The 11,965-nt window shown below is 50.5% G+C and carries 10 protein-coding genes; 5 read left to right on the top strand and 5 right to left on the bottom strand.

What is annotated here, in order from left to right; all coding sequences use genetic code 11:
* Positions 1–76 precede the first annotated feature (76 nt).
* Complete coding sequence (locus tag AAH187_RS13215; RefSeq protein ID WP_342348931.1) at positions 77–1,093, top strand: alcohol dehydrogenase; 1,017 nt, start codon at positions 77–79, stop codon at positions 1,091–1,093.
* 383 nt (positions 1,094–1,476) lie between these two features.
* Here AAH187_RS13215 and AAH187_RS13210 read toward each other — a convergent pair whose 3' ends face one another.
* Complete coding sequence (locus tag AAH187_RS13210) at positions 1,477–1,719, bottom strand: sulfurtransferase TusA family protein (RefSeq protein WP_312644386.1); 243 nt, start codon at positions 1,717–1,719, stop codon at positions 1,477–1,479.
* 22 nt (positions 1,720–1,741) lie between these two features.
* Positions 1,742–2,272, bottom strand: coding sequence for a DsrE/DsrF/DrsH-like family protein (locus tag AAH187_RS13205; RefSeq protein ID WP_342348930.1), 531 nt, complete (start codon positions 2,270–2,272; stop codon positions 1,742–1,744).
* Positions 2,273–2,535: 263 nt separating this feature from the next.
* Between AAH187_RS13205 and ftcD the strand changes: the two genes are divergently transcribed.
* The 3 genes from ftcD to AAH187_RS13190 all read left to right on the top strand — a co-directional run bounded on the left by ftcD (position 2,536) and on the right by AAH187_RS13190 (position 4,992).
* Entirely contained in the window at positions 2,536–3,453 is a 918-nt protein-coding gene (gene ftcD / locus AAH187_RS13200) for a glutamate formimidoyltransferase (RefSeq protein WP_342348929.1), read from the top strand.
* A gap of 133 nt (positions 3,454–3,586) precedes the next feature.
* The gene (locus AAH187_RS13195) at positions 3,587–4,015 is read left to right on the top strand and encodes a CBS domain-containing protein (RefSeq protein WP_342348928.1); all 429 of its coding nucleotides are present in this window, start codon (positions 3,587–3,589) and stop codon (positions 4,013–4,015) included.
* A 137-nt stretch (positions 4,016–4,152) separates the two neighbouring features.
* On the top strand, positions 4,153–4,992 hold the full coding sequence (locus tag AAH187_RS13190) for an ion transporter (protein ID WP_342348927.1): 840 nt from the start codon (positions 4,153–4,155) through the stop codon (positions 4,990–4,992).
* 567 nt (positions 4,993–5,559) lie between these two features.
* On the opposite strand, the gene AAH187_RS13185 is transcribed toward AAH187_RS13190, so the two are convergent.
* From AAH187_RS13185 to AAH187_RS13175, 3 genes are all read right to left on the bottom strand, one after another.
* The gene (locus AAH187_RS13185; RefSeq protein WP_342348926.1) at positions 5,560–6,228 is read right to left on the bottom strand and encodes a FecR family protein; all 669 of its coding nucleotides are present in this window, start codon (positions 6,226–6,228) and stop codon (positions 5,560–5,562) included.
* Between the two features lie 72 nt (positions 6,229–6,300).
* Positions 6,301–7,305 (bottom strand): DUF5074 domain-containing protein, encoded by a 1,005-nt coding sequence (locus AAH187_RS13180; protein ID WP_342348925.1) that lies wholly within the window; start codon positions 7,303–7,305, stop codon positions 6,301–6,303.
* A 33-nt stretch (positions 7,306–7,338) separates the two neighbouring features.
* Positions 7,339–10,884, bottom strand: a complete 3,546-nt coding sequence (locus tag AAH187_RS13175; RefSeq protein ID WP_342348924.1) for a caspase family protein — start codon at positions 10,882–10,884, stop codon at positions 7,339–7,341.
* A 760-nt stretch (positions 10,885–11,644) separates the two neighbouring features.
* Here AAH187_RS13175 and AAH187_RS13170 point away from each other — a divergent pair.
* A partial coding sequence (locus tag AAH187_RS13170; protein ID WP_342348923.1) for a hypothetical protein occupies positions 11,645–11,965 on the top strand: 321 nt, incomplete at its 3' end.

Here is an 11,965-nt window from a genome sequence, read left to right as displayed (position 1 = left end):
GCCGTTTACCCTCAATTTCACGTATGCCATAATTTGTGAAAGCGTTCATAAGATTGGGAGAGAAGGAGCACCAAACATGAAGAAGATGAAAGCTGTGGAAGTCCGACAAGCAAAGGGGCCTTTGCAACTCGTGGAGCGTGAGGTGCCTAAGCCTGGGACAGGTCAGGTTCTCATTAAGGTCCAGGCCTGCGGCATCTGTCATAGCGATGTGTTCACGAAGGAAGGTCTATGGCCCGGTCTTGAATATCCTCGTATTCCTGGACATGAAATTGCCGGTATTATTGAGGAGATGGGTTCGGGCGTGGAAGGATGGAAACAGGGCCAACGAGTTGGCGTGGGATGGCATGGAGGACATTGCGGCCGCTGTGAACCATGCCGCCGGGGGGATTTTGTTCTTTGCCAACGTGGGTTGGTTCCGGGAATTAGCTATGACGGAGGCTATGCCGAATACATGGTCGCTCCCGTTGAAGCCCTGGTGCGCATACCAGCGGATCTCTCCGACCTTGAAGCGGCCCCTCTGCTTTGTGCCGGCATTACGACCTTCAATGCCCTTCGCAATAGTGGCGCGCGTGCTGGTGACGTGGTCGCTATTCTGGGTATCGGCGGTCTTGGACATTTAGGTGTACAATTTGCGAGCAAAATGGGATTCCAGACGGTAGCTATTGCCAGAGGAAAAGAGAAAGAGGCTCTGGCCAAGAAATTGGGCGCGCGGCACTATATCGACAGCAGGACCCAAAATGTGGCAGAAGTGCTTATGGGTCTCGGCGGAGCAAAAATTATTCTTGCGACCGTCACAAGCGGTAAGGCCATGAGTGCGACTGTCGGGGGACTGGCCATCGACGGTAAATTGATTATGGTTGGCGCTACACAAGAACCGGTGGAGATTCCCGTTGTTCAATTCATTATGGGTCGACATTCAGTTCAGGGCTGGCCGTCCGGTACGTCGTCGGACTCGCAGGATACGTTGGGCTTCAGTGTAATGACGGGTATAAGGCCGATGATAGAGGAATACCCTCTTGAACGCGCGGCCGAAGCCTATGAGCGTATGATGAGTGGTGAAGCAAGGTTCAGAGTAGTTCTAAAGGTTAGTTAAGGAGTCGACTTGGTGGTAGTTCTTCCATTCCTTTGCCTTCGCTAAAAACGTAAATCCCTATAATGAAGAAGCTGTGCTCATGAAAAGAGCCAAGTTGGTCAGTATCTAAAGTAGACAAAGTTCTGTAGCGATGGCTCGACTTTCAATACTATGAACATGACATCACCAAATTGACGCGTGTCACCGTGGAATCATTCACATTTTCTCGTCTGATGGAATGAGCTGACGAGGGAAGGCGGGAGGCAGTCCGTTAAGAAGGACACTCTGGATAGGGTGTTCGTTCTGAAAATTCACTGATTGACGGGATTGGCGCCAGCGTTCAATTCCTTGGTGATTGATGAGTTATGCGACCCGGGAAAAAGATAATCAATAAGGGCGGAATTTCAGGCCTTTTTGACGTAGGCTTTGTACACTTTTTTGTCGGCGGCCCCTTCTTCTTCCATACCGACCATGGCGTGTCCGGTTGTTTCGCACCAGGCCGGCATATCTTTTTTAATCCCTTCGTCATCAGAAATAACTTCAAGCACTTGCCCTGAGGCGAGTTCTTTGATTTTTTTGGAAGTCAGAATGATGGGCATCGGGCAGAAATATCCTAATGTATCGAGTTTAACGTCGGCTGGTATCATGGTTCATCCTTTTGTGTGGTCGTTAGATAAATAAGTTCACGGATCCGTGCCGGGCTTCAGCCAGATACGTGGTGACTCCGGCAAGTTGGTCGATTCCATCAATGAGCGTATCCTTTGAAATGCCCATAAGTCCCAGGGTTGTGGTACAGGCAATCATTTTCACATCCATGTCTTTGGCCGTTTCCATGAGTTCCGGGATGCCGGGCATGCGATTATCTTTCATGACCTTTTTCATCATGGTGGTTCCGAGACCCCCAAAATGAAATCGTGAGAGGGGCAGGCGGCTGGCTCCCCCTTTGTTCAGCCATCCAAAGGCTCGACGGAGCCAATCCTTTGGGGAGCTACTCATATTTTCCTTCCGGATGGCATTCAATCCCCAAAAGGTAAAAAACATCGTGACCTGCATGCCCATGGCTGCAGCGCCCGTGGCGATAATCAGGGCGGCCATGACGCGATCCATGTCTCCACTCAGGACGACAAGGGTCACTTTATCGGGTTTGGTTTGCTTGAGTTCGGCTAAGGCGGTTGCTGGTTCAACGTGGGTGGCGTTCATGATGTCACCTTCTTTCTCACAAAATGATGGGTCGCCTCTTCCAGAGTCATCGATAAAGGCGGATTGTTACGGAGTATAGCAGCTCTTGGCCTTTGATGGGGTTGATTCTGTCGGGATGCATTATCCAAGGCTGAGGCTTACAGCTGATTCGACTATAATATGGTAAATTTTTCGGTGTCAACAAACGCTTGTTCTGGCTTGAGCCTCCATGAGGCATGAAATTCAGGTTTCTTAGCCGTGTAGGCAAATGTAGGGAAATGGCCATGGATCGGTTGGTGGAATGTGTGCCGAATGTCAGTGAGGGCCGGGACAAGGCCGTGCTTGCTTTATTGACTGAGCGTATTCAGTCAGTACCCGATGTGGCCTTACTCGATCTCCATGTGGATCCCGATCATCATAGGTCGGTTTTTACCCTTGCCGGGGGGCCGGAGGCGATGGCCACAGCGCTTTTTCAGGTCATTCGTGAAGCACAGCATGGCATCGATCTCCGCACGCATCGTGGGCAGCATCCACGCATCGGGGCGGTTGATGTGGTGCCCTGGATTCCCTTACGAGGCGTGACGATGGAGGAATGTGTCGGCCATGCCAAAAATTTGGGCAGGCGAGTCGGGCAGGAACTGGGCATTCCCGTCTTTCTTTATGAACAGGCTGCGATGGTGCCCTGGCGAGCCAGATTGGACGTTATACGGCGGGGAGGTCTCTCTGGGTTACAGGAACGGATGGATCAAGACGCAGATTGGAAGCCTGATTTTGGCCCAAACGTTTTGCATCTTACTGCGGGAGCGGTCGCAATCGGAGCCCGTTTTTTCTTGATTGCCTTTAACGTGGTGCTCAAGAGCCAGGATCTTCAGGTGGCTTGTCGTATTGCCCGCACGATCCGGTCTTCAGGGGGAGGCTTGCCTGCCCTCAAGGCCATGGGTGTGCTCTTGCCATCAAAGGAGCTTGTGCAGGTGTCCATGAATTTGATGGATTTCCGGCAAACGTCCTTGCGATCGGCATTTCATGCTGTGGAGCGGGAGTCCCAGCGGTGGGGTGTGGACATTCAGGAAAGTGAAATTGTGGGCTTGGTGCCGCAGGAGGCATGGGATGCGGATTTGGTTACCGATCTTAAGTTGAAAAACTGGAACCCTGAAGGAGTGTTGGAAGTGGCGTGTGGGAAATACCACCTTTTCCCTTTCTAAATCATCAGGTACAATAACCGGGAAACGTGAAGATGAATCCCATGTCCCACTGAATTGTGAGCCGGGGCATTGGAACTATTCAAAAGAGCAACGACGTGGCCATGACCTTCTATTCAAAAAAGGAAAAAACCATATGAGCGATGATGTCGCAGCTTTGCGTGCCAGTAAATTCGGGCAGTTAACCGTGCGCAGTGTCATGGAGAAAGAAGTGCAATCAGGCATGAAGGATTCGGAGGCCAAGTTACTGGCCTCGTATATGATGGAAGGATTTGGTTCGGTTCCCATCATCGACGAAACCTCGAAGTTGGTGGGGATCGTTTCCGAGTTTGATTTACTTAAGGCCTTGCGCAAAGGAAAAAATCTGGAAGAGGTCATGGCAGGTGATATCATGACTGCCAACCCGATATCAGTGACGCAGGATACTAATGTGCTGACGCTTATGGATGTCCTGCAAAATAATCATCTGATTCGCGTACCTGTTGTGGATTCAAAGGGAAAATTGATCGGGATCGTGGCGCGAAGAGATTTGCTGCGATGTTATTTGCAAACATCGTTGAGTTGAAGCTCCCCGAGGAGTTGTGCTACCCATTTCCTTCCTTGGGTTCATTCCTCCCCTTTTTCCAACATTAATGAATCGGTGCTCGTTCTCTCCCTGAATTCCAGGGTGAGAATGCGCCATGAGTCTGTGAGTTGACGACGATGAACGATCGAGCGAATCAGATTGTCCGCGCCCCATGGTTTGAGTATGGGATCATTGCCTTCATCCTTATTAACGGGGTCATTTTGGGCCTGGAAACCTCACCTGCATTGGTGGAACACTATGGTGCCCTGATGCATTGGGGGAATCACGTCATTCTTGGGATTTTTATTCTGGAAGCCCTTATCAAAATGATTGCCGTGGCACCTCAGATTGATCGATATTTTCGAGATGGCTGGAACATCTTTGATTTTTCCGTCATCGTGTTTTCCTTGATTCCGGCAACCGGTGAATTCGCCATGATTGCCCGGTTAGCGCGTTTATTGCGGGTGGTTCGTCTCATTTCGACCATTCCTGAGCTTCGCCTTATCGTTTCGACCCTCGTCAGATCTATTCCCAGCATGATTCACGTCATGACGCTCATGGGCGTGATCTTTTATGTCTATGCCATCACGGGCTATCAGTTGTTTCATGAGCACGATCCCACGCATTGGCGATCATTGGGAATCTCGCTGTTGACCCTCTTTCGCGTTGTGACCCTGGAAGATTGGACTGATGTGATGTATACAGCCATGGATTTTCATCCTTTGGCTTGGATCTATTTTGTCAGTTTTGTAATTTTAGGGACGTTTGTCGTGATTAATCTGTTTATTGCCGTGGTAATCAATAACCTTGATGAAGCCAAAGCCGAACGCCTGACTGAACTTCAAGGCCCGGTCACACAGAAAGAGATACTCAATGATTTGAGAGAGACACAAAAGGCCCTCAAGCGCCTAGAGGAGCGCTTGGAGAGAACGTCTGGAGAAACGGTCTTACCCCTACCGAAATTGTTGAAAGGTTGAAAGACCCAGAACCAGATTGGTTACGGACCAAGGACAGACGTGGAAAGGAATGATAGCGAAAGAAAGGGCGTCGGTCCGTTCAACGGGTCTTGCCATGAAAGTGTTTGAGTGAGCCGGCGGGATGTGGGTTTAATTATTGAAGGAAAAGAAGCAAATCGAACATATTGGGATGTACTTGGACTGCACAGTCCACCCTCTCGTATTCTTTTACCCACCCCAAACTTTCACCTTCTCGAAGTAGGTCCCTTACCTCTTCGCATGATCGACTCATGGCCATAGTATTGTTCATTTCTTTTCCTTCCTTATGACGGCCAATCCGGTATCGGTCATGCAAGATACCAATGTCCTGACGCTTATCGATGTTCTGTAACATAATCATCTGATTCGGGTGCCTGTCGTGGATTCGAAGGGGAAATTGATTGGGATCCTGCCGCGAAGAGATTTGCTGCGGGGCTAATGGCAAACTGGGGGATCATCCAATGGGCCACGTCCCAACACGAAAAAATTGGGCCCCTTCCGGTATGTCGGAAGGGGCCCTCTTCATTGCAGATATCGTAACGGTTATCGCTACTGTCGAATACCTTCGGACCACGCTACATTTGGGGCCACATCCACAGGAGCCGGTTTCGTGCATTTTTTTCCGCGATTTCCATAGCTGATGGTCGAGGTTTTGATCGGGCAGGTTCCGAACGCAGTGCCGAATTCCACGATCCCCTCCACAACAGTGAGAGTCGTTTGACCATCCGGCAGGACCTTGATATCAAATTCAGTTTCCTTCACGGCTGCAGTGGCTACCGGAGTTTCAATTTCCAATGGTTTTGGTCCTCCCATGGTTTTGACCCATACTTCTCCGGTTGCCAGACGGAGGATCCTGGTAAATCCCTTATCGTTTTCCCAGCGAGAGAGAATAAGAAAATCGGTATGTTCATTAAGGGCCACCTGGATTCCGTTGGTGAATTCCAGTAATGCCTGACTTCCCGATCCGGTTTTGACCCGATCCCCTTCATATATGGGTAGCATGCCTTTCCCCTCCAGTTGTTCCTGAATACCATCGGTTCGAAACACGGTGAAATCCCCTATGGCATTAATGGCATTGGCTGCCAGTTCATCGGCTGCATGAACCGGAGATACGAAAAAAAATCCTAGACAGAGCAACATGGCACATAGTCCTGAAAGAAGTTGGCTGGGCAGACGGGGCAGAGCGTTAGGTAAGCTGAATGTAGTGGTATCGTTCATATGAGCCTCCTATTCATTTATTGGAAATCATCCATGTGGTGGTCGTAAGGGATTTTCCATTCCACATGAGGTTTACCGCGACGCGACTACCCGAATGGGTTTTCTCCCTACGGGAAGCGTGGCAAGAACCTGGCTGGTCCCCGAATCGATGACCATGACATTATTGGATTTCGTATGCCCGACATAGATTCGTGTGCCGACAGCATTCGCCCAAATCCCGTTTGGTTCCTCTCCCACGTCAATTTGTTCCCGAATGGACAATGCCGGGGAAGTGGCACTGACCACGACGACTTTATTGAGCCCGGTGACGGTCACGTAAGCATTCGGGCCAGCAGTTCCCTTCAAGGCAAACGCGATTTGTTGCGGGGCCGGTCCCACTTCGATGGTCGCGGCGATTTCATTGGTGGCTGGATCAATGACATAAATATCATTACTGCCGGTGTTGGTCCCCCAGATACGGCCATCGGGTCCCAGGGTGAGAAAATGTGGATTCGGGCCGACCGGAATTTGCTTAATTACCTGATGGGCGGCCGTATCAATGACGTTGACCATTTTGTCCTGTGTACTGACATAGGCAAATCTTCCGTCACGGGAAAATGCGATGCCCATCGGACCTTTTCCGACCGGAATCGTGCCGAGAATGCGAAAAATCGTGGTGTCAATAATCGAAATCGTATTGTCGGCGATATTGGCCACCCACGCATGTTTATTATTGTTGGTGAGTGCCACCACATGAGCGCGAGTGCCCGTAAAAATCGACGCAATCGTTTGACGAGATTCGGTATCAATGACCGAGACCCGGCCATTGGCCAGATTCGTGACCCAGAGTTGTTTCCCGTCCCGGCTGAGGGCCAGGTCATGTGCCCCATAGTTCAGCGTATCGATTTCTCCGATAACCTGATAGGTGTCTCCATCAAGGACCGTCACGGTATTGGAGCTTTCATTAGCCGTATAGACCTTGGTATTTAATCCTTCAGGTTTGGGAGGTGAGAAGGCCGCACAACCAGTCAGATGAGCTGCAATCAATAGAGCCACACCGGTTAAGAGAGAAGTCGTCACACGCGAACGGTTCATCATGAGGGAGTCCTCCTGCGTTGGGGTGAAAAACTTTTAGAATTGGACACGTCCAAGAATCAATTGTCCTTCAACCTCACCTTTTTTGACGGGATGTTGATTTTGGCCAGTGGCCTGGGGGACATGGGTGGAAAGGAAGGAATACGCTTCATCAACCGTCACGAGGCTATCTCCATCCACATCGGCTTTTCCATTCAATCCTTCGAGTAAATAGTATGTAAAGACGCCATGGCCCAGTTCATCGCGTTCTTCACTGACTTCTCCAGCCCGGCTTGCGGTCAACACCACCCGTCCTTTCCCTTTGGACAGGCGGTTTAAAAAACCATCTGAAAGGTTGGCCCGGCGGGCGGCTGTGGAAAACGTCCGGCCGGCAGTGGCACCACTATAACAAGAGTCTGTAATGAAAATGACTCGTTCGGCGGACAATCGATGAAAAATTGTTTCGACTTCCCGCATCGGCAGACCGGTGGTATACAAATCCTGCGGGTCAGCATCATAGGGGATCAGGTACTTTTCCAGGCCATCCCCGTCCGGACTGGAAGCATCCGGTTCAGGTGCTCCATGACCGGCATAATAGATAATGACGGTGTCCTTCGGTCCGGCTTTTCGTTTTAATTCCGTTCCTAACGATCGTTTCAGATTAAATAGTGTGGCTTCCTCATTGAGTAAGAACGTCATGTGATCGGGCAAGACTCCCACATTCTTGGTGAGATAATCCCGAAACGCTGACGCGTCTTTGTCGGCGTACTTTAATGATCTGACGGTCTTATAATGTGAAATGCCGATAACGACAGCCCAGATTTGTCCCCTGTTTACCTCCCGGGTTACCCGAAGGGTTCGATTGGATTCCAATTGGTCGTTATCATAGGCCATGACGGTGATAATATTTTCTCCCTCGCGAAGCTGAATTGTTTCAGAAAATTCCTGTGTCGATTGTTGCGTGTCTTGCGAGGAGACAACGGCGACTCCGCGACCCTGGCGCCTGACCAACAGTTCATCATTCACACGGACTTCAATTCGAGCAATGCCACGGTCGCTGGCCGCTGCTCCCACCAGTTGAACCCGGTCGACTGTCAGAATTTGTTGATCATACGGGGTCGCTAAAGCAATGGCCGGAGGCGTTTTGGCAGAAATCTGCGAATGGTTCATTTTGTCCAATTTGGCCTCCAAATGGGCCATTTCCTGCTTGAAATTCCGCAAGGCCTTCTCAGCTTGTTCCCGTTGCGTCTGTTCCTGTTGGAGGTGTTCACGCATGGTAGTCAGCTCGGAAGATTTTAAATTGGCTGAATCCTCGAGTTGAGCCCTGAGCTGCTGCGATTCCCGCTCACGATGTTGTAAGGCCCGTTCAATCTGTTCCCGTTCGGTCCGCTCCCGCTCCAATTGTTCCTGAGTGGTGGAAAGGGTGGATTGTTGCGTACTGGTGATTTGCTCCAGTTTGGTCTGAAGAAGCGCAATTTCCTGTTCACGCTGTTTTAAGGTCTGTTCAATGCGTGCCCGTTCTTGTTCCGCTTGCTGTAGCTGCTCAGGCAGGTTAATGAATTGAGCCGCCTTATTGGCCTCCAGTCCTTGAATGGTGGGTATGGGCATTTCGCCCTTTATTGAATTCTGGACAGTGGCGACTTGTTGCTTGGCAATCCAGCCTGTTTCTTTCTCCGAGAGTTGAATCCGATACCAGCCACCAAGTTCTCCAGTTGCCGAGAGGGTCTGCGCTTTTTGGACGGTGGCAATCACGGAACTTTCCGCCCCGGCTCCGCTGAGCAAGGAGGCGTGGTCTTGGGTGACCATTACGACTTTATTGGTGGCAATGATTTGTTGAGGGGGGAGGGTATCCACGACCAGAGCGATCTTTTCATTCAAAAACACATTCTGAGTTTTTTCCTTGATTAATAACCCGAATGCGAGTGTCTGATTCGGGTAATCGGGCCACACGGTAAAACTGATCCGGGCTTGCTTCGTGTCATTCGGCTCTAATTGACCGAATCGAATCACATGAGGCCTGATGTCCAAGTGCTGTCCTTCCTGATTGGTTAATTCCACCCAGGTATCCTTGGCTGATACCCCTCCCACATTTTTGATGGTCAACAATAGATCAACCGCTTCACCTTTTTGGATTCGGCCATCGCCATTACCCACAGACTGTCCGGTGCCGTTATCGAGAATTTGATAATTGTAGGCTAGGCGGGGTCGTGGAGGGCCGGCGAGGGTGATCAGTGCTTTGAGCGGATCCGGCACAAATCCATTATATTCCTCGAATTGGATGTCTAAAGGAATTTCTTCAGTGGTGATGTCTTTGGGGATATTCACTTTCAAAGTTTCCGATTTCGATTGGCCTGCCAAAATTTTTCCAAAATAAAAGGTCCGTCCGTTCAGTAATGGATGCGAGCTACTGGTTTTGGCCAGGAACCGGTACAGCGGGCCTTTTCCGGTATTGGAGACACGGAGGTCTACGGTGAGTTCATCGCCAGGCTTTAGTTCATGAGGTTGAATCGAGAACTCCGCTTCTGCATGGGGAGGAGGGACAGGGGGCGGCCCGACATCGGCATCTCTGGGAATCACTGATGAGGCTCCGGACGGCGACACTTGCGCCAGGGTGATGGTGGCCGCTTGAAGATGAACGGTTCGGTCGCGGCCCCCAATGGCCATGAGGGAGTCGTTATGGGCCAGAGCCAAGGCCCATACCGGACCTTTGTAATCGGAAAGGATGTCCAAGGACCGACTGGTTGAACTATCCCAGAAACGGACGGTCCCATCGCTTCCTGCCGAAATTACGTGTATGCCATTGGCCATAAATCCGACGGCATTCACGTCGCCGGTATGGCCGAGAAAGACCCCTCGTTCCCGCCCTGTTTGGGCTTCCCAGATTCTGACTGTGCCATCGGCAGATCCACTGGCCAGCAAGGATCCATCCGGAGAAAACGCGACGGTGAGCACTGCTTTGGTATGTCCGGAAAAGACCGTTTGTTGTTGACCGCTTGAGGGATCCCAGATGTGCACATGACTATCGCTGCTGCCAGTGGCCAGAACTGAGCCAGAAGGGGAAAAGGCCACCGCATAAATGATGCCGAATTCGCTTTTCATCGCCTTTAGTTCTTTATTGGCCTTCCAATCCAATAGGCGAAGACTGCCTCCATCGCCGGTCGTGGCCAAAATCTCACCATTTGGAGAAAAGGCCACTGCGCGGATATTTCCAAAAATCGAACTGAAGGAAGCGGCTACTTTTCCTGTTTGGACATCCCAGACCCTGGTGGTTTTATCACTTGCTCCGGAGGCGAGGAAATTCCCTTTCGGAGAAAAGGCCAACGTTCTGACCGGAGCCGTATGTCCTTTGAGGATGGTCTGGAGGCGACCGGTTTTCACGTCCCACAACCGGATGCTTTGATCTCCGCTTGCCGAGGCTAATAGTTGATTGGAGGAATCAAAAGCCAGACCGAAAATTTCCCCTTGATGTCCACTAAGACTGCGGGGGGGCGGGGGAGCCCCATAGGAAAAAGGAGCCCATGCTCCCCCAAAAATGCCAATGAATACGAGGAGCGTTGTCCACAAAAATGCTGGTGAAAGCTGGCGAGGGATTGGGGGTACCATAATTATGATCGCATGTTTAAACAAATGGCTGTTTCACCGTATTTTGGTAAGTCTGTCGGATTTCAGGACTCAAGGGTTCATCTGATTAAACTCTTTCTTGGGGGAAAACGGTGAGTGGTCGCCCTATCTGCCTGTTCATTCATGGGGAAACCGGACGATTGAGAAATCCAACCGAGAATGCTCCATCTTAATGAATGCATCTTCATAATCGCTAGGGCTGCATGCGGATGGTTGCTTGGCGCAATGAATCCGCTTCAACGAATTTGATGCCGGGTTAGAAGTCCTTTATTGACGGTATTTTGGATCCCACATTTATTGTGGTCTGGGTCACTTGGAGACAACAATTCCAAGGATAAGGAAATTCTTCTGCAAGAGTTCTGAGAGCTGTTCAGTCATTTTTCTCGCACTTAGGTCTTGTTCTCCTTCTTTAATTCACCCACTACACGTTGATGCTTTCGTCTGAATTTTAAACCAGTTTCCTGAAAATTCCCTCATGGGGTGTCTTAATTTGAGCGGAAGGCGCAGGATAGGCTTTGGGATGTTCGCTACAAGAAATTTTTTAAGGTGGGGAAAACCCGTATGAAGCATTGAACCATTTGAGGAGTAGGACGACAGAGGAATGAAAGGAGAGAACTTTTTGAGGAAATTACAACAGGAGGTGAAGTATGTGCCAAAAGTCATTTATCAATTGTCTTATTAGCATTCTTCGCATCTGGCTTCGGGAACGCAGGTCCTGGCTGGTTCAACTTCGGCGCCAACGGTGGAGTTACCAGTCGTCATCCACTTCCTCACTCCTGCGGGAGACGATATCGAAGTGGGGCCGGGAGTTTATCAGGTGGAGGCCACCGAGTCGTGGCTTAAGTTGGTGCCAGAGGGTGAAAGCCGGTCGGCAGGGGTGTTGCTTGACGCGACTCAGGGGAGTCATGAGGAAACCCTCACTGAGTCTGTTGTTCGTTCAACAGGGGATAGAGAGAATTCCGATGTCTTCCATTTGGCAATGTTGTTCCAAGATGGGACGGGGCTGGAGGTGGTCGGCACCGTCAGCGGTGTTCGCCCGCGCGGGCTGACCTTGGCGTTTGTC

Origin of the sequence: uncultured Nitrospira sp., from assembly GCA_902500695.1 — a bacterium.
GTDB lineage: Bacteria > Nitrospirota > Nitrospiria > Nitrospirales > UBA8639 > Nitrospira_E.
The sequence above is the reverse complement of the archived record's forward strand: the minus strand, read 5'-3'. Positions and strand labels throughout refer to the sequence as shown.